Below are 21,351 nucleotides of genomic sequence, written 5' to 3'. Positions count from 1 at the left end.
AGTTGGAATAGGGGCCAGCGTTGGGGGCGCTGGAGGTGACTGGACGCTTAAGCCTTCGTGGCGACCACGATGCCGGCGACGATCAGCGCGACACCTACCAGGTATTGGGTTTGAAAACGTTCGCCAAACATAAAATAGCTGCCAATTGGCACCAGCACAAAGGCGAAAGCCATGAACGGGTAGACCTTCCCCAGCTCGGTGCGCTGCAGTACCCAGACCCAGGCCAGCGATGTCAGACCATACAGGCAGATGGCAGCCGACAGCGCCATCAGGGTTTTGGCTGAAAAAAGGCTGCCGCTTTCATGCAGGCCATTGGCGCTGATTTTAAAAAGGATTTGGCCGATGGCCATGCCCAATACGCATAGAAATGCGACGAAATAGGCCATCATTGCTTGCTTTCCTGTTTGCTGACCTTGACATGGAAAGCAAAAAATAAATTGAGGTCGATAGACGGCAACGGCAGGGGCCACCATGCCTCTTCCCTGACCGGAAAGTAGTGGCGCAGGATGGCGATCAGATTGTTGCAGGCATTCACATGCTCCCTGGCCATAATGTAGTCGTAGGCCAAACCTTGGGCCAAGGCGCTTTTGCGTGGCCCCAGATGACGGCCCAGGCGCCAGGCAAGTCCGGGATCGGTGGGGATGAGGATGGACAGCGTGCCCTGATCCTTCAGTACGCGTACCCATTCCTTGATTGCCAGATGTGGCGGAAAGATATGTTCAAGCACGTGCGTGGCGACCACACGATCAAAGCAATTGTCGGGATAGGTCAGCGTGGCCCCTGAATGCGCTTCGTAGCCCAGTTTGCCGTCATGCAGGCCGGTCAGTTTGGCCTTGGCGACTTCAAGCGTTTTGGGATCTTGATCAGTGAGGATATATTCGCCGAAGCCATGGCGCACGAAAGGCAGATGCTCACCCGTGCCTGCACCGATTTCCAGCACGCGGTCAAAGTATGCATCGGCCGCAAAAGGCTTTTCTGCCAGGCGGTGACTTGATCGCATGACCCAGGCCTGCAGCGCGCTGGAGTAGTTGGCATGATCATAAACGTCCGAAAATTGCGCGCGCCATTCAAGCCATGCCTTGTCTTCACCTTGCTGCATCGTGTCCCCCAGTTTCTGTCTGTATTGTCTTCATCTTCATGCCGCGCCGGATGCGATGGAATGGTTTTTTGGGGAGCGAACTGATGTCGTGTCCAAGAAAAGCCAGTATCAATTGCAGCCCCACAATTACCGGCAAACCGGACAGCATGACGGTGCCTGCCGAGGCAGGCGTCGCGTCGTGCATGGAATGGAGCCATTGCGTGGAGCCGAAGATGCAGCCAAAGGCGACCATCAGCACGCCAAGGGGAAGCTCGATCGACGCTATCGACATATCCCGCAAATAATAGTTGTAGAAAATGCGCTTGAAAAAATTGCGCATATGCTTGACAAAAAACTCGCCCACAATCTGGGTAATCTTCAGGTTGCTGACTTCATCGCCATATTTCGCATCCATGGGAATATCGACGACGACGGCGCGCAAGGTATTCAGGCGAAACAGGATATCGGTTTCAAAAAAATAGCGACGGCTGATTTTTTGCAGCGGCAGATAGCGCACCACATCGCAGTGGATGGCCGTGTAACCGTTGGTCGGATCGAAGATGTCCCAATAGCCGGAGGAGAGCTTGCTCATGAAGGACAGGATGGCATTGCCAAACAGGCGCGCCTTCGGCATGCAGCGCACACTTTCCAGATCGTAAAAGCGGTTACCTTTGGTGTAGTCCGCTTCGCCGGCCAAGATGGGCGCAATGAAGTCGGAAATGCGAGAGGGATCCATTTGCCCATCGCCGTCTATCTTGACAATGATATCCATGCCATCGTCAATTGCGGCCCGATAGCCAGTCATGACGGCACCGCCGACGCCCTGGTTTTCGGCGTGGCGCAGCACCACCACGCGCTTGTCGCTGCAGTGGCGCTCCACCAGCTCACCCGACTGGTTCGGACAGCAGTCGTCGACGACATAAATGCGACTCACCTCGTTGCCAATCTGACCGAGCACCGAAAGGATGTGCTTGTCTACCTTGTAACTTGGTATGACGACCGCAATGGCGGTTGCTTGGATTGTCATTTTATTATTTACGGTCTTTTCTATTCAAGTTGGCGTCTCCCGGATGCGCCAATATTATGACATGCCGGGGTGGCGCCTCAGCGAGCAGGCTCCGGCTGGGAAATGAACAGCGGGAATGGCCACGCTGAAGGGGGGCGTGGCGCCAGCAGTGTGATGGCATGGCTCTGTCGCATGCCGCCAGGCGGGCAACGGTGCCCCGGTCCTGGCGGCGCGTACTGGCGCTACCTAGTCCTTATTCCCAAAACAATGCGGGCAAGACACCTCATACACATATTCCGGCGCCAGTTGCTGGCGCGGCGTGACGACGGCGCGGCAGACGAAACATTGCACGGTTTCCGTCGGTTCCAGTTTCGGGTTCAGCGCCGTGCGGTAATCGAAGACGAAGCAGTCGCCCGTGTAGTGCTCGCCGCCCACTTCCTCGAAATACTTGAGGATGCCGCCGTCGAGCTGGTACACGCTCTCGTAGCCGATTTCCTTCATGTGGATGGCGGCCTTCTCGCAGCGGATGCCGCCCGTGCAGAAGGTGACGACGGTCTTGCCTTCCAGCTCGTCCTTGTGGGCGGCGGCGACGGCCGGGAATTCCGTAAACTTGTCGATGCGGTAATCGAGCGTGTTGTTGAACGTCCCCACGTCCACCTCGAATGCGTTGCGCGTTTCCATCATGACCACGGGCTTGCCAGCATCGTCGACACCGGCATCGAGCCAGCGCTTGAGCGTGCGTGCATCAACGGACGGGGCGCGGCCCAGTTCCGGCTTGATCAGCGGCATGCGCATGGTGATGATTTCTTTTTTCAGCTTGACCAGCATGCGCTTGTGCGATTGCTCATTTGATAAGCTTTCCTTCCATTCCAGGTCCGCCAGACGCTCATCGCTGCGCACCCAGGCGAGGAAGCTGTCGATATGCTCGCGCGTGCCCGACAGGAACATGTTGATGCCTTCCGGCGTCAGCAGGATCGTGCCTTTCAGGCCCAGCGCCAGGCATTGCTCCTGATACAAGGGACGCATGGCTTCCGTATCGGCTAGCGTGATGAATTTATACGCGGCGATATTGACAAAGGTGGCGGCGGGCGGGCTGACGGCTTCGGAAATGGCGGATGTTGCTGGGGTGATGGCTTGCATGATGGCGATCGGTTTAGACTGAACAGCCGATATTATAAGCCCGACAGGCCAGGCAGGATACCCGGTCCGCACCCGCGACGCGGTAGAATAGACCCCATTGAATTTTGCACGAAACGGTACACAGGATGGAAATGGTAATGCAAGAGGCCGGCGCTCCGGCAGGTTCACAGCAAGCGATGCAGCCCGGTCCGGCTTTCGTCCACTTGCGCGTGCACTCGGAGTACTCGATCGTCGATGGCCTGGTGCGCATCGACGACGTGGTCAAGGCGGCCGCGAAGGACAAGCAGGTGGCGCTGGCCGTCACCGACCTGTCGAACCTGTTTGGCATGGTCAAGTTCTACAAGGAAGCGCGCGGCAAGGGCATCAAACCCATCGTCGGCGTCGATGTGTGGATCACGAATGACGACAACCGCGAAAAGCCGTCGCGGCTGCTGTTGCTGGCGAAGAACCGCATGGGCTATCTGCAACTGTGCGAACTGTTGTCGACGGCCTGGCTGACGAACCAGTACAAGGGCCGCGCCGAGCTGCGCATCGAGTGGTTGCAGGCACTGGCGACGAATACCTACGAGCTGTACCCGGGCGAAAGCGCGGCCGATGGCCTGATCGTGCTGTCGGGCGCGCATTTCGGCGACGTCGGTATCGCCATCGAGAACGGCAACCTGGCCCTGGCCGAACGCAATGCGCAGCGCTGGGCCGAGATTTTCCCCGGCCATTTCTATATCGAGATCCAGCGCGGCGGCCAAGCCAACCAGGAAGCGCAGGTACGCCATGCGGTGGCGCTGGCGGCCAAGCTGGGTTTGCCTGTCGTCGCCACGCATCCCGTGCAATTTATTTCTCCTGAGGAATTCATTGCCCACGAAGCGCGCACCTGTATCGCCGAAGGCGAAATGCTGGCCAACGCCAAGCGCGTCAAGCGCTTCAATGACAGCCAGCGCTTCCTGTCGCAGGCCGACATGGCCGAACTGTTTGCCGACTTGCCGGCCGCGCTGGCCAATTCCGTGGAAATCGCCAAGCGCTGCAACCTGACTTTGACCCTGGGCAAGCCGCAACTGCCGAACTTCCCCACGCCGCCCGGCATGACGATCGACCAGTTCCTCGTGGCCGAATCGCAGGCCGGCCTGGAAAAGCGTTTGATCCAGTTGTATCCGGACCCGGAGCGCCGCGAAAAGGAGCGTCCGCGCTACGAGTCGCGCTTGAAGTTCGAGACGGACACGATTTGCAACATGAAGTTCCCCGGCTACTTCCTGATCGTGGCTGAGTTTATCCAGTGGGCCAAGGAAAACGGTGTGCCCGTCGGTCCGGGCCGCGGCTCGGGCGCCGGTTCGCTGGTGGCGTATTCGCTGCTCATTACCGACCTCGATCCATTGCAATACAACCTGCTGTTCGAGCGTTTCCTGAATCCCGAACGCGTCTCGATGCCCGACTTCGATATCGACTTTTGCCAGGAAGGGCGCGACCGCGTCATCCAGCACGTCAAGGATTTGTATGGCAAGGAGGCAGTCTCGCAGATTGCCACCTTCGGTACCATGGCGGCCAAGGGCGCGATCCGCGACGTGGGCCGCGTGATGGACTTCGGCTACAACTTCTGCGACGGCATCTCGAAGCTGATTCCGTTCAAGCCCGGTAAACCCGTGTCGATCGCCGACGCCATCGAAGAGGAACCGCTGCTCAAGGAGCGCCTGGAAAACGAGGAAGAGGTCAAGCAGCTGCTGGACCTGGCGCAGCAAGTCGAAGGCATCACGCGCAATATCGGCATGCACGCGGGGGGCGTCTTGATCGCCCCGGGCAAGCTGACGGATTTCTGCCCGCTGTACACGCAGGGCGGCGACTCGGGCGTCGTGTCGCAGTACGACAAGGATGACGTGGAGGCCGTCGGCCTCGTGAAGTTCGACTTTTTGGGCTTGACGACGCTGACGATTCTCGACCGCGCCGTACGCTACATCAAGCAGCTCGACCCGGCGCAGGCGAACTTCGACCTGGCGACCTTGCCGTTGAACGACAAGCCGTCCTACGACTTGCTGACCAAGGCCAAGACCGTGGCCGTGTTCCAGCTCGAGTCGCGCGGCATGCAGGGCATGCTGAAAGATGCGCGTCCCGACCGCTTCGAAGACATTATCGCGCTCGTGGCGCTGTATCGTCCAGGCCCGATGGACCTGATCCCCGATTTCTGCAAGCGCAAGCACGGCGAACGCTTCGACTATCCCGATCCGCGCACGGAATCGATTCTGTCCGAAACCTACGGCATCATGGTGTATCAGGAGCAGGTGATGCAGATGGCGCAGATCGTCGGCGGCTACTCGCTGGGCGGCGCCGATATGCTGCGACGCGCCATGGGTAAAAAGAAGGCCGAAGAGATGGCCGAGCACCGCGAGATCTTCCGCGCCGGTGCGGCGAAAGACGGCTTGACGGCGGAAAAGGCCGACGAGATCTTCGACTTGATGGAAAAGTTCGCCGGCTACGGTTTCAACAAATCGCACGCCGCCGCCTACGCCTTGCTGTCCTACCACACGGCATATTTAAAAGCGCACCACACGGCCGCCTTTATGGCCGCCAACTTGTCGCTGGCCATGGACGACACGGACAAGATCAAGATCCTTGTGGAAGACTCGCTGGAAATCTGCAAGCTGACCTTGTTGCCGCCCGATATCAACGAATCGGACTACCGCTTCACGCCGAGCGGCGCGCCGCCGTCCGTGAGCGGCAAGAAAGTCACGCAGATCCGTTACGGCCTGGGCGCCGTAAAGGGCTCGGGCCAGAACGCCATCGAAGCCATCATCGCCGCGCGCGAGGCGGGCGGGCCGTTCACGAGCCTGTTCGATTTCTGCAAGCGCGTGGATAAAAAGCAGATCAACCGCCGCACCATCGAGTCGCTGATCCGCAGCGGCGCGTTCGACTGCCTGAAGGTCGACCGCGCCATCCTGCTCGCATCCGTGGCGTTCGCCATGGAATGCGCCGACCAGGCCGCCAAGGCAGCCAACCAGGTGAGCCTGTTCGGCGGCGACGACAGCGACATGGTGGCGCCGCCCGAGTACGTCAAGGTGCCCGTGTGGACAGATAAACAGCGTCTGACGGAAGAAAAGATCGCGCTGGGCTTTTACCTGTCCGGCCACCTGTTCGATTCGTATGCGCCCGAGGCGCGCCGTTTCGCGCGCACGAAATTGTCGGAACTGTCGCCGTCGCGCGAGCCGCGCATGATGGCCGGCGTCATCACGGGCTTGCGCACGCAGATGACGCAGCGCGGCAAGATCCTCATCGTCACCCTCGACGACAAGAGCGGCACGGTGGAAGTGACGGTGTATGGCGAACTGTTCGACGCCAACCGGAAAATCTTCAAGGAAGACGAGTTTCTCGCCGTCGTGGGCAAGGTGTCGGAAGACCGTTTTTCGGGCGGCTTGCGGATCACGGCCGAGAGCGCCTTCGACATCATCGCCGCGCGCGTGCAATATGGCCGCCAGCTGGGCCTGACCTTGCCGGCCACCCTGGACGCCAAGCGCATCCGTGATGTGATCATGCCGCACCGGGCCGAGACGGGCTTGCCGATCGCCGCGCGGGTCAGCCCGCAAGGCGTCAGTTGCGTGCTGCAGTTTGGTGATGAGTGGAAAGTGGCGCCGTCGGATGAATTGCAGATGGCGCTGGAGCAGGTACTGGGCGCGCAAGAGGTGGCGGTCGAATACTGACCGGCACCGCCCGGCGCAGACAACAAAGCCAAACCGCAGACATGCTGGTTTGGCTTTTTTTACGTTTACATGTCTTTCAGGCCCGTGATCGCATAGCCCTTGGCGGCGATCTGCTGGTGCGGCTGTTCGATATGGTAGTCGGGCAAGATCTGGGCATCGTCGGCCACTTCGCTGGCGCGCACTTCGAGCTGCCAGTCGGTATTGGTCACTTCTTCCGGAATGAGTTTTCCTTCCGGCACGGCGAGGTAGGAAAAAATGCCGTCGTGCTCGGCCCGGCGGTAGATGTCTACGCGCATGAATGCCTCCTAGTAAGCGTTGGGGAAACCGGCGCACCGTAATGCGTACCGATAGCGCTAGCGTAACAGGATTGCGCCGTGCACGGGTTGTAGCGTGTGCCGCAGGTGGGGGCGGCGCTCAGGCGACAACGGAAGCGTAGTCGTCGTCATCGAGCATGGCCGCTTGCCGCACCTCGCTGGCGGCGGCCGCAGCACCTGCCGTGGCGGCTTGCACCGGGCTGCGATGGGCGTCGAGGCCGCTGAGCAGGCTGGCGATCATGGCCAGCGTTAGTTCGTGGCGCTTGCGTGCTTCCGAGCGTTTTTTGGAAGGAATTTCTTGCAGCGCCGGCAAGGGCAGGTTTTCGCACGCTAACTCAAAATCGCCATCCTGGCGCACTTGCGCGCCCAGTTCTTGCCATAGCGCATTGTAGTCGGCGAACAAACGACCTTTCTTGGCGGAATGGTGCACGGCGCGGTTGATATTGCCGACAAGAAGCATCTTGCGGCAGCCGTGTTCGTATCCCAGCTGGCGCACCAGGCGCACCATCAGGGTCTTGGGACGCATGCCGTGCAAGTCGCGCGTTGCCTCGCGCACGCGGTGCGCGCTTTCCTCGCCCTTCGGGCCTTGCAGGCAGCCGATGCGCATGCCCAGGGTGGCGCGCAGCTGGCTGCCGAAGAAGGAAAAGGCGATCGAATAGAGCACGTCGTCGTCATCCATCAGTTGCAGCACCATCTCGCCTTCGCGGTCCATCGGATGCAGCGAACACAGTTGCAGGTGGTAGGACGCACCCGACTTGCCCGCCACTGTGCCCAGGCGTACGGGCCCGTGCGCCGCTTGGCTCATCAGCTTGCCCCAGCCTTGCTGCAAGACGAAATGATAGTGTTCGGCCAGCAATTCCACGCGCTGGTGGCAATTCAAGGTCAGGCTCAGGTAAGGCCGGTAGACCTTGTGGATCATGTGCGGATAGGCGTGTACCAGATCATGAAACACCGGATGCGAGTTCAGCAGTTGCAGCCATAGCCGGGTTTGGCGCTGTTGCACGCGGGCGCGCAGATGCAGCTTGAGCAGTTCGCGCCAGCGGCGCATGCCGCTCGGCATCGCCATCAAGCCGTCAGACAGGGTAATAGTTGGCATCATCGTGCGCATGTCCATGATAAAGGGGGGAGCGTCGAAGCCGTTCCGGCTCAGACGGGTACCGGGCTGCTGACGCCCTCGTGGTTTGCCAGCAGGATGGTGGTGCCGCGGCTGCCGCGCGCCAGCTTGCCGGCCAGTCCGCCGGAAAAACGGCGCGGCCAGCCGCCTTGCTTATGCGCTGGCAAGACCACTTCGTGGCAACCCAATAGCTCAGCCGTATCGAGGATCGTAAACAGCAGCTCGCCGGCGAAAATGTGGGTGCTGAAATCGATATGAGAGCGGCTCAGGTAGAGTCCCGCCTCGTGCATCATTTGCTGCGTGGCCAGGTCAAGGGCATCGCATTCGTTGGCGCTTTGCCGGGGCAGGCCATCGGCGCAGCGTCGCGGCGCCGGTGTCACGTGCAACAGGCTGACGCACACTTTGATGCCCCATTCCTGCAGGCGCCTGGCGTAGCGCGCGCCGTAGATGATGTCGCTGGCGCGCTTGACGGGCAAGAGCAGCAGCAATACATCCTGACCCGGCTTGCCGCAGGCGCCCGCGGCGCTGTCCGGGGCGCGGGGGCTTTGCGGGGCAAGGCGCGATGCATGCATGGAAAAGATGGCTATGGTGGAAAAACCAGCTCATCTTATCCATGCCCGTATCCGCTGTAAATTGGCGAAACAGCGTACGGGTTTCCCTTATGTTCGCGTGTTTTTAATAGCGGTAAGTGACATACACGGCGCCGATCGGCGATGTCTTGCGCTGCACGATGGGGCTCTTGGCCGCGTCGCCCAGGCGGCTCTCGACGCCCACCAGCGTGTTGATGCCCCAGCGTGCATCGAAGCGGTGTTCCCAGTTGACGGTGGCTTGCGCTTCGTAGAAACCGCCCTTGGGCGTGTATTGCTTGAACGAGGTATTGGCGGCCTGGGTGGCCGTCACGCCATACATGGTCTGCACGTACTTGCGCTCGCCCCAGCCCAACTGGCCGCCGATGGTCACGCTGTCTTGCTGCACGCCCTTGGCATCTGCCCGGCCATAGATCTGTCCTGTGGCGCCGAAATGCACGTTCGCGCCATTTTCACGGTTCGACAAGGGGATGTCGCTCGAGACGCTCAGCGACAGGCCCGGCAAGGGCGAATAACCCGCACTGAGCAGGGCGCTGGCATTGCCCTTGACTTCGCCCATGCCCTTCAGGTAATCGCTGCCGCCCCAGCCATTGGCGCCATTGCGCTTGTGGTCTTCGCGGTTGCCGCGGTAGCCCAGCGCGGCGCTGTAGCTGAAGGGGCCGGCCTGGCCGCCATAGCCGATGCCGCGCGACGTGCTGAAGAACAGGCCATTGGCCATGGCGTAGTCGAGGATGATCAGCGGCGAGGCCGACAGCTTGTCGGCGCCGGAATAGCTGGACACGGCGGCGACGCCGCCGCCGATGGTGAAGACATTTTCTGCCGGCGGTTCGGCCGCCGCGGCGGCCAGCGGGTTGAGGATCATGCCGCTGGCGAGTGCCAGCGAGGTCAGCAGGGTTGTGGGTGCGTGCATGGAGTTTTCCGTCAGGTGGAGAACCGAGTCCGGAGTGGCTCGATTGACTGCCGGTAGTATCTGTGCTTGCCATGAAGGAAAAATGAGCCTTTTATTAAGATTGCATGAAGAGCGCTTCTTTACCCTTTCTTCAGCTTGCGGTGGTTTAATACTCACCATGAAGATATTGCTGATTGAAGATGATATGGACCTGGGCAACGGCGTGCGGATCGCCTTGCGCGACCAGGGCATGCAAGTGGTCTGGGTGCGCAGCCTGGAGGATGCGGCGCGCAGCATCGAGCACGACAGTTGCGAGCTGGTGCTGCTGGACCTGGGCTTGCCCGATGGCGATGGCCTCGATTTGCTGGCCCGGCTGCGCGCGGCCCGCTTGCCGGTGCTGATCCTCAGCGCCCGCGACACGCTGGAACAGCGCTTGCGGGGCCTGGACGGCGGCGCCGACGATTACCTGGTGAAGCCCTTCGTGCTGGCCGAGCTGCTGTCGCGCGTGCGCGCCCTGGCGCGCCGCAGCTATGGCTTCGATGGCGACACCATCGAGTTGCGCGGCCTGCTGCTGCAGGTGCCCACCCGCCGTGTCAGCGTGCATGGCCGGCCCGTGGAGCTCACGGCCAGTGAATATGCCCTGCTGAAGACCTTGCTGATGCGCGCCAACCGGGTCATCACGCGCCGCGTGCTGGAAGAACATATCCTGCCCGGCGGGCTGGCCAATGCCAGCAATACCCTTGACGTGCATATGGGCAACCTGCGCCGCAAGATAGGCGAAGGCTATATCCGTACTGTGCGCGGCGTCGGCTATGTCATCGACCAGCAGGGCGAATCATCCAGCCAATCGGGTGCCGGCGCATGATGGGGCGTTTCTGGGCCATGCTGCGCCGGCCGACCCTGGTACGCCGCCTGATGATGGCGCAAATGCTGATGCTGACCATGGTGTGGAGCCTGGCCGTGGCGTATGTGCTGGTCGAGGGCGCGGATGAAGCGAGCAATGTGAGCCGCGGCGTGCTGCGCGCCATTATCAGCGTGGCCGATAACCTGGCCGAGCAGCCGCAGCGTCAGGAACAAAGCTTGCGCGCCATCGACGAAGCCTTGCGCGAGGAGTTTGAAACGGGGCAGGTGCCGGAACTGGCGCCGCGCATCCTGGTCTGGCGCGAAGGCAAGCTGGTCTACAAGTCGCCCGATGCGCCCAGCGGTATCCGCAGCGCCGGCCCGGAACAGATGGAAGTCGTGTATATCAAGGGCCAGGCCTGGCGCAGCCGCAGCCTGGCCGAGGGCGGCACGCGCGTGACGGTACTGGAAGCTGGAGGCGCCTGGCAATTGTTCATCACTATCAATTCACGCGGTTACTATCTGCTGCCGTTGCTGATCAGCTTGCCGTTCCTGCTGGTGCCGGCCTGGCTGTCGATCCGCCTTGCCATGCGCCCATGGCGCAAGCTGGCGCAGGAGGTAGCGGCGCGCGGGCCGCAGGATTTGCGTCCGCTGGCGTTCAAGCCGCCGCACGGCGAACTGGCGGCACTGGTCGACAATATCAATGCGCTGCTGCAGCGGGTTGATGCCAGCGCTGCGCGCGAACGCAGCTTCATCGCCGATGCCACGCATGAGCTGCGCACGCCGCTGGCGGCCATGCGCGTGAATGTCGAGGCCTTGCAGGGCCAGGTACATGATGCGCGCCAGCAAGAGCTGCTGGACGGTATCTTGAACAGCGGCAACCGGGCCGCGCGTCTGGTGGGCCAGCTGCTGCAGCTGACGCGCAGTGAAGTGCAGGCGGGCGCGGGCGAGTTGCCGCAGCGGCAGGCGCTCGATACCTTGCTGCAAGATCGTCTGGCGGCGCTGTCCGGCCTGGCCCAGGCGGGCGATATCGAGCTTGAATTGCAAGCCGGCGTCTCGCTCAGCGTGCCCGGACAGCGCGAGAGTCTGGTGTCGCTGATCGACAACCTAGTGGAAAACGCCATCAAGTACAGCCCGCGCGGCAGCAGCGTGACGGTGTCGCTGCATGCGGAGCGGGGCCAGGCCGTGTTGCATGTGGCCGATCAGGGACCGGGCATCGCGCCGGCGCTGTATGACCGCGTGTTCGACCGCTTCTTCCGCGCGCCGCAGCAGGCGCAGCCAGGCAGCGGCCTGGGCTTGTCCATCGTCGCTTCCGTCGTGCGCCAGCATGGCGGCACGATTCAGTTGCACAGCGGTAACGGTGGCCAGGGTTTGCTGGTGGAGGTGCGCTTGCCCTTGGCCGTAGCCTGACCGCGCTGGCAGGCCATGCGATATTGCCTGAAAATTATTTCATGTGCATATAACGCAAGATGGCATGGCATGGCGCACGCTTGCGATGCATAATGCGGAACAGTTTTAAAAAACACCGTTATGCGCCCCTTCCTGTCCCGCTACCTGCCGTATCCTGCCTTTGTCGGCCTGTACCTGCTGTTTGACTGGGCCACGTATATCGACCCGATGTACGGACTGAACATCACCCCGTGGAATCCAGATCCCGCGCTGGGCCTGGTATTCTGGCTGATCCACGGCCGCAAGGCGGCGCTGCCATGGTTCATCGCCCTGGTGGCCGGCGAGGTGCTGGTGCGCGGCATGCCGGCTGGCCTGCCCCTGACCTTGCTCTGTTCGGCGTGGCTGGTGCTCGGCTATGGCGGTATCGGCGTAGTCTTGCGCCGCAGTTTCAGCAGCAGCGACATCTTCGACAACCGGCGCCGCCTGAGCGCCTGGGTTCTCATCGTGCTGCTAGGCACCGCGCTCAATGCAATCGGCTATATTTCATTACTGTCGCTCACGGGGCGCATACCGTCCGCCGAATGGGCCACGGCCGTCTGGCGTTTCGGCATCGGCGACACGGTCGGCATGCTGGTGTCGATGCCGCTGATCTGGGTACTGTTCAGCGAACGCGGGCGTGAGCGCCTGCATGCCGCCGTCTGGCGCTGGGAAACCCTGGCGTACCTGGCCCTGGCCTGCTTCGTGCTGTGGAGCGTCTTCGGTTCCATCGTGCGTTCCGAATACAAGCATTTCTATTTCCTGTTTCTCCCCGTCATCTGGGCCGCCTCGCGCCAGGGCTTGCATGGCGCCGTGCTGGCCGTGTTTGTATTGCAGTTATGCATCATTACCTTGGTGAAATGGACGCATGCGGTCGATATCCAGTTTTATGAATTGCAACTGCTCGACGCCGTGCTGGCGCTGGTGGGCTTTTTTATCGGCATCGTCGTCGATGAAATGCGACAGGTGGCCGACGAACTGAAGCACACGATGCGCCTGGCGGCCGCCGGCGAAATGGCGGCCGCGCTGGCGCACGAGCTGAACCAGCCGCTGACGGCCTTGTCGACCTATGGCAAGGCGTGCGAATACCTGCTGGAACGGGGCGAGAACGGTGCTTTGCTGCAAAACGCCATCGGGCACATGATCGTTGAGTCGGGACGCGCCGCGGACGTGGTGCGCCGCCTGCGCGATTTTTTCCGCACGGGGGCGATGCAGCTCGAGGCGGTGCAGGCGAGCGCCTTGATCGAGAGCCTGGCGCGCCAGTTCGCGCCGCTGTTCCATGAGCATGGCATCGAGCTGGCACTGGCGCCGCCGTCGCCGCTGGCCGTCAATGCGGACCGCCTGCAAATCGAATTGGTATTGCGTAACTTGCTGGCCAATGCACAGGATGCGGTGATGGGACAGCCGCGCGGCCAGCGCCGCATCACGGTGTCGGCCGAGCCGCTCGAGGGCGGGCGGCTGCGCCTGTCCGTGGAAGACAGCGGGCCCGGTATTTCCAACAGCCTGGCCGCGCGCCTGTTCGAACCGTTCGTCTCGACCAAGGCCAGCGGCCTGGGGCTGGGGCTGGTACTGAGCCGCAGCATCGTCGAAGCGCATGGCGGCCAGCTATGGGCCGAAGTGGGCAAGCATGGTATTTTTCGTTTTATCCTGCCCCTGGCGCACGCCAGTGCAGGCGCCAAGGGAGAGTATGGTGACAAGTAATTTGACGGTGTTTATCGTGGACGACGATCCCGCCGTGCGCGATGCGCTGGGTTTGCTGTTGGGCATACGCGGCTACCGCACGGCGCTGTTTTCCTGCGGCGAGGATTTCCTGCACAGCTGGCGGACCGAGTGGGCCGGCTGTCTGCTGATCGATATCCGCATGTCGGGCATGGATGGCCTGAGCCTGCAGCGCCGCTTGCTGGAGCTTGAGTGCATGCTGCCCATCATCATCATCACGGGGCACGGCGACGTGGCCCTGGCACGCCAGGCATTCAAGGCGCAGGCCAGCGATTTCCTGGAAAAACCATTTGACCACGACAAGCTGCTGGCCGCCATCGACGAAGCGTTTTCGCGCGAGGCGCATGCGCGCGGCCAGTTGCAGCGCCAGGTGGAAGGGCTCGCCTTGCTGCGCGCCTTGACGCCGCGCGAGCGCGAAGTGATGCAGTTGGTGGTGACGGGCCAGCACAACCGCGATATCGCCCCGGCGCTCGGTATTTCCGTGCGCACGGTGGAAGTGCACAAGGCGCGCCTGATGGACAAGCTGGGCGTCGATAATGTGGCCGACCTGGTGCGCATCAGCATGCTGGGCACCGGCTAGCCGCTGACGCGTTCCCTAGGCGATGGCCTTCAATACCTGATCGCTTGAAATCGCCTTGACCCAGTCGCTGCGCCGCGCCACCGTGATGACGGTGCTGTTGGCGCTGTCGAAGGGGGCCCATTCAGGATTCTTCTTGCGCATCAATGCCACTACGGGCACATGCACGGCGTTCGCCAGATGCATGATCGATGTTTCCACCGAAATAATCAGGTCGCATTGCGCCAGCATGGCCGGCAGTTGGAAAAAGTTGTCGACGGCACTGAAGGCTTGCGTGCGTGGCAGGCTGTGCGCCTGCACGACGGCATCCACCTTGGCCAGTTCCTGCGGCATGGCATTGATCAGGAAGCAGGCATGCTGCCATTTCGGCATCGCTTGCATGCGCATGATCAACTCGGCAATGCGCTCCAGGGGCCAGCCGCGCTTGTGCGACTTGGCAAACGGGTTCAATAGCACGAGCGGACCCTGGCGCGGGGCAAAGCCCCAGGCGGCCAGCTGCGCCTGCGCCTGCTGCAATGCGTGTTCGGGAATGTGCACGAAGGGATAGCGTTCGGCCACGGGAATGTCGAGTCCCGTCAATTGATGGAACCAGTCCGCATACACGCTGCTGATATGGTGTTCGCCGGCATCCTGTCCCGCATACGAGGCCAGCACGGCATCGATCTTGCGGTAGGCCAGGTAATGCCAGGGGCGCAAGGGGCTGAACGGCTTGCGCGTGCCGATCACCAGCCCGTGCGGGCTGATCGCGCGGGCAAGGTCCGCATATTGTTGCGGCCGTACGTGGGCCAGCGACACGACGACAGGATAGCGCTCCGCCTTGGCTTCGCGCAGCGACTCTTCGTACAGCGCGGGGCTGTACGTCTTGCGGTAGACCTTGGCGAACAGGCCCGACTGTTCCACCCAGTCGTACAGCGAATAGGTGCGCAAGCTTTCCCATTGTTTGGCGTCGGACGTGCGTCGGACTTCGTCCACCCACAGGTGGATCTGGATATGCGGGTAGGCCACGGCAAAGGCGCGGAAGCCGTTTTGCAGGTAGGTGAAGTCTCCCAGCGCCAGATGGGCGATGAACAGAATTTTGTCCGACTTTTGTAGCAGTTCGGCGGGAATCAAGGGCGTCATGTATCAGTACGATTTCAGGTATTCATTCGATGGTGTCATACCACTGGGTGGAATGGTGTCATGCCACTTGCTGGGAAAATTGCAGGCGATGCAGATTGGCATAGGCGCCGTTGGCGTCCAATAATTGCTGGTGACTGCCGGTTTCCATTATTTTCCCATGTGACAATACCACGATACGGTCCGCACGTTCAATTGTTGATAAGCGATGAGCAATAACCAAGGTGGTTTTTCCTTGCATCAGGTGTTCCAGTGCCGCTTGCACGGCCCGTTCCGCCTCCGTATCCAGTGCCGAGGTGGCTTCATCGAGAATCAGGATGGGCGCATCCTTGTAGATCGCGCGGGCAATGGCCACGCGCTGGCGCTGGCCGCCGGACAGGCGCGAGCCATTGTCGCCCAGGCGCGTTTCCAGGCCGTCGGGCAAGCCGTCGATGACGTCCGACAAGAAGGCGGCCGCGGCGGCCGCCTCAATGCGCTGCCGGTCCGGGACCGCATCGCCATACGCGATATTGGCGGCCAGGGTATCGTCGAACAGCACCACCTGCTGGCTGACCATGGCGATCTGGCTGCGCAGGCTGGTCAGGGCGATGGCATCGATATTCTGTCCATCGAGCAAGATTTCACCGCTGCTGGCCGAGTAAAAGCCGGGCAGCAGGCTGACCAGGGTCGATTTGCCGCCGCCGGACATGCCGACAAAGGCGACCGTTTGTCCTGGCGCGATGTGCAGGTCGATGTGTCGCAGGGCCGGTTCCGGATGTCCGGGGTAGGCAAAGCTCACGTCCTTGAACTCGATGCAGCCTTTGCTGCGGCCAGCGAGCGGCTTGCCGCCCGTGCGTTCCGGCGTTTTGTCGATCAGCAAAAAGACTTCCTCGGCGGCGGCCATGCCGCGCTGCAGGGGACCGTTGACTTCGGCCAGTTGCTTCAAGGGCGTCAGCAGCATCAGCATGGCCGTGATGAAGGAGACAAAGCCGCCGACCGTGATCTGTCCCTGCTCCGACTGGAACAGTGCCATCACGATGACCAGGGCCACGGCGGCGGCCGTGATCACCTGCGTGATGGGTACGGTGGCGGAAAAGGTCGTGGTCATGCGCATGCTGTAGCGGCGCAATTGTTCGGCGCGTTCTTCGAAGCGCGCTTTCTCGTAGGCCTGGCCGCCGAAGATCTTGATCACTTGCTGCGCGCGCGTGGTTTCCTCGATGACTTGGGTCAGCTCGGCATTGACGGCCAGCGAGTCGCGGTTGAGTTTTTTCAGGCGCTTGCCCGTGGTGCGCACGACGATGGTCAGCACGGGCAGCAGCACCAGGGTGACCAGGGTCAGTGCCCAGTTCAGGTACAGCAGCCATGCCAGCAAGCCCAGCACGGTCAGCGAGGAGCGCACGATCGAGGTAAACACCTTGGTCACCATCTCGATGATCTGCTGCACCTCGAACATGATGGAGTTGATGACCTTGCCCACCGTGTGCGTGTTGTAGAAGTCGATGGGCAAGTTCAGCATGCTGGCAAACATCCGGCGCCGCAATTCGTTGAGGATGCGCGTGGAGACATAGCTCATCAGGTAGCTGCTGGCAAACGTCGAGGCGCCGCGGATGGCAAAGATGCCGATGACGATCAGTGGCACCAGCCAGAAGGAAAAACTCACCTTGCCGCCAAAACCATTGTCGAGCAGCAACTTGAGCGCATACGGCAGCAGCGGTTCCGTGCCCGCCGTGACGACCATCGCCAGCAGGGCCAGAGCCAGGTGTTTTTTATACGGCGCGTGCAGCGCGGTGAGGCGCTTCAGGTCGGGCGTCAGCATCAGTATGGTTCCTTGCAGGGGGCAGCAAAAACGGTCAGGCGAAAAACGAGCTCAAGCGGTACGCTCTTGCTGGCGCAACAGGGTCCACAATATCACCATCGGGAACACCAGCATGATGATGCCGATATTCAGGGTGAGCGAGTTCGTCGTCAAGCCGAACGTGATATAGCAGGAAAGTAAAATGACACCGGCCAGTGCATAGGGCTGAGCCGTTTCTCCACTCCCTGTATTGTTCAGTGCCTGACCAAATAGCTTCAGTGGGAGGAAAAATAACGCCAGCAATGCTGCCAGGCCAAGCAGGCCGCGTTTGACCAGTGAATCGATATAGTCGTTGTGAGCATTCGTGAAATCGCGCGCCACGGCATTCATCTTGCCTTCCGCTGCCAACTCTTGTTTTTGCTCCAGATAGCCATTACGGCCGATGCCCAGCAAAAGGTTTTCGTCCGACATGCGCAGCGCGGAACGCCACATTTCAACGCGCTGGCCAACTGAAGAGTATATATTGCCGGAATCCTTAAAACTGTTGAGTTCGTTGATGGCGGCTACGCTGCGCTCCCGCACCGGCGAGTTGGGCAGGGTATAGACCAGCGTTCCCAGCACCACAAAAATGGCGGCGATGCTGAAAAGATAGCGATTGCCGTGTTTTTTAGCATGATGCAGTGTGATGATGCACACACAGATCGGCAACGCCAGCCAGCCACCTCGGCTACCGCTGATGATCGAACCTGCAATTCCAGCGATGCAACCGCACAGCATCAGCACTGTCCACAGGCGCTGGTGCGCTTGAGCGCGTGCCCACGTGACGCCGCACAGCGATAGCATACCCAGCAGCATGCTTACATTGCCATAATGGATGGCGTTGCTCGTTGCCGCTTGGGGGCGGCTAATATCATTGGCAAAGAATTGCCAAAAAGCCAATGCTGCTCCGGCAATGGCGCCAATGGCGACACCGCCCCACCAGGCTGCGGGCCGCGGCGGATAGGCGAGCAGCAGTAGCAGCACGGGCACGGCCAGCAGTGCCCGCAGGGGCATGTCGAGTTCGCGTGCCGGATCGCCGTGATACAGCATATTGGCGGTAAAGACGGCGAAGTACAGCAGCAGGGTACCGAGTATCAGATAATCGCGGCGCTGCAGGTTCAGGCGGGGACGTTTCCATAGCAACCAGCTGCTGGCCAGCAGCAGAACCAGCGCGCCAAGGGAATATCCGCTGGTGACAGCCAACGCCAATGCCGAAAAGAGAAAAACACAAACAGAGGTCAAGCCGAGCATGAATATCCTTGGTAACGCACGTCGTCGCCATGATGGCAACTGTAGCAACATAAAGCAGGCGTCATTGTAATCGAAGGTTCATGCAAAAACGCCGACGTAAAAATTGCTTTTTGGAAAGCAATTAGCCAAACCCAAGGGTATAAACGAAAAAACCATGGTTTTGACCCATGGTTTTTTTGTAAGCAATGGTAACTTGCTGTTATTTTGGCAAGGCAGAAAGTCCCTGCCTTGTGGATCAGGCGCCCGCTGGCACGCGCGTGGCCACGCCGGTGGCGATGGCCGCTTGCGACACGGCAGGCGCGACCCAGCTGCGCAGGCGCTCGTCGAACGGCGACGGTATCAGTTGCAGCGGGCTCAAGGCGCTGGTTTCGTGGCCCGGCAACGGTTCTTTTGCCAGCGCGGCGATGGCGCGCACGCAGGCCAGCTTCATTTCTTCGTTGATGGTGGTGGCGCCCACGTCGAGCGCGCCGCGGAAGATGTAGGGGAAGCACAGCACGTTGTTGATCTGGTTCGGATAATCCGAGCGGCCCGTGGCCACGATGGCGTCGTCGCGCACGGCGTGCACTTTTTCCGGGGCGATTTCCGGATGCGGATTGGCCAGGGCGAAGATCAACGGCTTGGCGGCCATCGATTCGACCATCTGCGCGCTGACCACGCCGCCCTTCGACACGCCGATGAAGATGTCGGCGCCGACCATGGCCTCGGCCAGGTCGCGGTCGCTCGTATCGTTCGCGTAGCGCGCCTTGTTCTCTTCCATGCTGGCATCGCGGCCCGGGTAGATCACGCCCTGGCTGTCGCACACTTTCAGCAGCGACTTGTTCAGGCCCAGCGAGACGAGCAGGTCCAGGCAGGCGATCGAGGCCGCGCCCGCGCCCGAGACGGCCACCTTGACGTTGCCGATATCCTTGCCCACCAGTTCCAGGCCGTTCAGGATGCCGGCCGCGACGATGATGGCCGTGCCGTGCTGGTCGTCATGGAAGACGGGAATGTTCATGCGCTTGCGCAATTGCTGTTCGATGTAGAAGCAGTCGGGCGCCTTGATGTCTTCCAGGTTGATGCCGCCGAAGGTCGGCTCCATGCGCACCACGGTGTCGATGAACAGGTCGGGATCGTTCTCGGCCAGTTCGATGTCGAACACGTCGACGTCGGCGAACTGCTTGAACAGGCAGGCCTTGCCTTCCATGACCGGTTTGCTGGCCAGCGGGCCGATATCGCCAAGGCCCAGCACGGCCGTGCCATTCGTGATCACGGCCACCAGGTTGCTGCGCGACGTGTAGGTGCCGGCCGCGCGCGGATCTTCCACGATGGCTTCGCAGGCGAAGGCCACGCCCGGCGAGTACGCCAGGGTCAGGGCGCGGGCGTCGCCCAGGGGTTTGGTTGGCGTGACGGAAATCTTGCCTGCGCGGGGTTCCGCGTGATAGGCGAGGGCGGCTTCTTTCAGGTTGAAGGTTTCGCCGTTCTGTTCGGCATGCTTGCTGTGCGAAGTAGACATAGGAATTCTGGGAGGGGCAACCAGGCCCGAGTGGTAAGTCCGAGCCATGGTATGCAAGCGTTTGCACGCTGTCAAGGCTGGAATGTACTTAAGTGTACCAAAACCGCTTTGGGGAACGGCCTTATTTCAATGCAAGCGTTTGCTCGGTTTTTGACGAAATGGGGAATTTTTACGATAAAATCACCGTATTGCGATCCGGGAAGCCCATGACAAACAAGAACCCCACCTTAAGCGACGTTGCGCGGGCCAGCGGCGTGCACTTTTCCACCGTGTCGCGCGTGATGAACCCGGCAACGCGGCAAATGGTCAGCGCCGAGGTGGCCGCGCGCGTGCTGGCCGAAGCGGGCCGCCTCGGCTACCGGCCGAACCGCGCCGCCTCGACCCTCGTCACGCGCAAGTCGCGCATCATCGGCGTGGTCTTGCCCGACATCACCAACGCCGTTTTCCCGCCGATTTTGCTGGGCATCGAGGAAGGCTTGCGCAAGCACGGCTACCTGGCCATCGTCGCCAACGTGGGCGCCGACGAGGAAGAGCAGCTGTTCGTCATCAACCGCCTGCTGGGGCAGCAGGTTGACGGCCTGATTTTGGCCACGGCACGGCGCGACGATCCCGTCATCAAGATGTGCATCGATCAGAATGTGCCCGTCGTCACCGTCAACCGCAGCGACGAGACGGGCGTCGCTTCCTGCGTCGTCAGCGACGACGTGGTGGGCATGCGCCTGGCTGTGGAACACTTGCTGGCGCTGGGCCACCGCCATATCGCGCACATTGCCGGCCCGGAAAACCTGTCCACAGGCCATGTGCGCCGTCTCGGTTTCCTGGCCGCCATCCAGGCCAGCGAACTGGACCGCTCGCAAGCGTTCGTGTTTGAAAGCAGCGGCTATTCGCGCGAGTGCGGCAAGGCGGCCCTGCTGGAACTGCTGCGCCAGTCGCCACGCACGACGGCCGTGGTGACGGGCAGCGACCTGGTGGCCCTCGGCTGCTACGACGCCATCCGCGAACTGGGTTTGAGCTGTCCCGAAGATATTTCCGTGGTGGGCCACAACGACATGCCCTACATGGACATGATCCGTCCGCCCCTGACCACCATCCGCATCCGCCACCATGGCATCGGCACGGAGGCGGCCCGGCTGATCCTGCAAACCATCGCCTCGCCCGACTCCCCGGTGATCGACGTGCGCCTGAAACCGGAACTGGTGGTGCGCGAATCGACGGCCGCGCCGCGCGCCTGATACCTTCTTGCCCTTCTTTCGTCCGAGTATGTTTAAATCTTGATATTGATAATTATCAAGGCAACGTCATGGCGACGAGAG

Annotated in this window: 17 protein-coding genes and 1 pseudogene; 6 read left to right on the top strand and 12 right to left on the bottom strand. The window is 61.3% G+C overall.

What is annotated here, in order from left to right; translation table 11 throughout:
• Positions 1-47: 47 nt before the first annotated feature.
• From ACQ4W4_RS23500 to ACQ4W4_RS23485, 4 genes are all read right to left on the bottom strand, one after another.
• Entirely contained in the window at positions 48-389 is a 342-nt protein-coding gene (locus ACQ4W4_RS23500; RefSeq protein WP_436544001.1) for a DMT family transporter, read from the bottom strand.
• On the bottom strand, positions 386-1,099 hold the full coding sequence (locus tag ACQ4W4_RS23495) for a class I SAM-dependent methyltransferase (RefSeq protein WP_436544000.1): 714 nt from the start codon (positions 1,097-1,099) through the stop codon (positions 386-388). The genes ACQ4W4_RS23500 and ACQ4W4_RS23495 overlap by 4 nt, the downstream gene beginning before the upstream one ends.
• Positions 1,086-2,105 carry a glycosyltransferase family 2 protein gene (locus ACQ4W4_RS23490; protein ID WP_436543999.1) on the bottom strand — a complete coding sequence of 340 codons (1,020 nt, stop codon included), beginning with the start codon at positions 2,103-2,105 and terminating at the stop codon, positions 1,086-1,088. Before ACQ4W4_RS23490 ends, ACQ4W4_RS23495 begins: the two co-directional genes overlap by 14 nt.
• 225 nt (positions 2,106-2,330) lie before the next feature.
• Positions 2,331-3,224, bottom strand: coding sequence for a sulfurtransferase (locus tag ACQ4W4_RS23485; RefSeq protein WP_436543998.1), 894 nt, complete (start codon positions 3,222-3,224; stop codon positions 2,331-2,333).
• Positions 3,225-3,361: 137 nt separating this feature from the next.
• Between ACQ4W4_RS23485 and dnaE the strand changes: the two genes are divergently transcribed.
• Entirely contained in the window at positions 3,362-6,901 is a 3,540-nt protein-coding gene (gene dnaE, locus ACQ4W4_RS23480; protein WP_436543997.1) for a DNA polymerase III subunit alpha, read from the top strand.
• 65 nt (positions 6,902-6,966) lie between these two features.
• Here the strand turns inward: dnaE and ACQ4W4_RS23475 are convergent, their stop codons facing one another.
• The 4 genes from ACQ4W4_RS23475 to ACQ4W4_RS23460 form a co-directional block, all read right to left on the bottom strand.
• Positions 6,967-7,197: a DUF6139 family protein gene (locus ACQ4W4_RS23475; protein ID WP_070224376.1), complete on the bottom strand. Its 231-nt coding sequence runs from the start codon at positions 7,195-7,197 to the stop codon at positions 6,967-6,969.
• A gap of 118 nt (positions 7,198-7,315) precedes the next feature.
• Positions 7,316-8,314 carry a VirK/YbjX family protein gene (locus tag ACQ4W4_RS23470; RefSeq protein ID WP_436543996.1) on the bottom strand — a complete coding sequence of 333 codons (999 nt, stop codon included), beginning with the start codon at positions 8,312-8,314 and terminating at the stop codon, positions 7,316-7,318.
• Positions 8,315-8,361: 47 nt separating this feature from the next.
• On the bottom strand, positions 8,362-8,901 hold the full coding sequence (locus ACQ4W4_RS23465) for a universal stress protein (RefSeq protein ID WP_436543995.1): 540 nt from the start codon (positions 8,899-8,901) through the stop codon (positions 8,362-8,364).
• A 103-nt stretch (positions 8,902-9,004) separates the two neighbouring features.
• Positions 9,005-9,826, bottom strand: a complete 822-nt coding sequence (locus ACQ4W4_RS23460; protein ID WP_436543994.1) for a MipA/OmpV family protein — start codon at positions 9,824-9,826, stop codon at positions 9,005-9,007.
• Positions 9,827-9,983: 157 nt separating this feature from the next.
• On the opposite strand from ACQ4W4_RS23460, the gene ACQ4W4_RS23455 reads away from it, so the two are divergent.
• From ACQ4W4_RS23455 to ACQ4W4_RS23440, 4 genes are all read left to right on the top strand, one after another.
• Positions 9,984-10,670: a response regulator gene (locus ACQ4W4_RS23455; RefSeq protein WP_436543993.1), complete on the top strand. Its 687-nt coding sequence runs from the start codon at positions 9,984-9,986 to the stop codon at positions 10,668-10,670.
• Positions 10,667-12,055 carry an ATP-binding protein gene (locus ACQ4W4_RS23450; RefSeq protein WP_436543992.1) on the top strand — a complete coding sequence of 463 codons (1,389 nt, stop codon included), beginning with the start codon at positions 10,667-10,669 and terminating at the stop codon, positions 12,053-12,055. Before ACQ4W4_RS23455 ends, ACQ4W4_RS23450 begins: the two co-directional genes overlap by 4 nt.
• Before the next feature lie 120 nt (positions 12,056-12,175).
• On the top strand, positions 12,176-13,771 hold the full coding sequence (locus ACQ4W4_RS23445) for an ATP-binding protein (RefSeq protein ID WP_436543991.1): 1,596 nt from the start codon (positions 12,176-12,178) through the stop codon (positions 13,769-13,771).
• On the top strand, positions 13,761-14,369 hold the full coding sequence (locus ACQ4W4_RS23440) for a response regulator transcription factor (RefSeq protein WP_436543990.1): 609 nt from the start codon (positions 13,761-13,763) through the stop codon (positions 14,367-14,369). Before ACQ4W4_RS23445 ends, ACQ4W4_RS23440 begins: the two co-directional genes overlap by 11 nt.
• A gap of 15 nt (positions 14,370-14,384) precedes the next feature.
• On the opposite strand, the gene ACQ4W4_RS23435 is transcribed toward ACQ4W4_RS23440, so the two are convergent.
• From ACQ4W4_RS23435 to ACQ4W4_RS23420, 4 genes and pseudogenes are all read right to left on the bottom strand, one after another.
• A complete protein-coding gene (locus tag ACQ4W4_RS23435) occupies positions 14,385-15,485 on the bottom strand; it encodes a glycosyltransferase family 9 protein (protein WP_436543989.1) in 1,101 nt (366 codons plus the stop codon).
• Between the two features lie 58 nt (positions 15,486-15,543).
• On the bottom strand, positions 15,544-17,277 hold the full coding sequence (msbA, locus tag ACQ4W4_RS23430) for a lipid A export permease/ATP-binding protein MsbA (protein WP_436543988.1): 1,734 nt from the start codon (positions 17,275-17,277) through the stop codon (positions 15,544-15,546).
• Positions 17,278-17,328: 51 nt separating this feature from the next.
• Complete coding sequence (locus tag ACQ4W4_RS23425) at positions 17,329-18,546, bottom strand: O-antigen ligase family protein (RefSeq protein ID WP_436543987.1); 1,218 nt, start codon at positions 18,544-18,546, stop codon at positions 17,329-17,331.
• A gap of 253 nt (positions 18,547-18,799) precedes the next feature.
• Positions 18,800-20,038, bottom strand: a pseudogene (locus tag ACQ4W4_RS23420) (malic enzyme-like NAD(P)-binding protein); the annotation flags it as partial.
• Positions 20,039-20,244: 206 nt separating this feature from the next.
• Here ACQ4W4_RS23420 and ACQ4W4_RS23415 point away from each other — a divergent pair.
• Entirely contained in the window at positions 20,245-21,270 is a 1,026-nt protein-coding gene (locus ACQ4W4_RS23415; protein WP_436543986.1) for a LacI family DNA-binding transcriptional regulator, read from the top strand.
• Positions 21,271-21,351 lie beyond the last annotated feature (81 nt).

Origin of the sequence: Janthinobacterium glycogeni, assembly GCF_051380725.1 — a bacterium.
Lineage (GTDB): Bacteria > Pseudomonadota > Gammaproteobacteria > Burkholderiales > Burkholderiaceae_D > Janthinobacterium.
The sequence above is the reverse complement of the archived record's forward strand: the minus strand, read 5'-3'. Positions and strand labels throughout refer to the sequence as shown.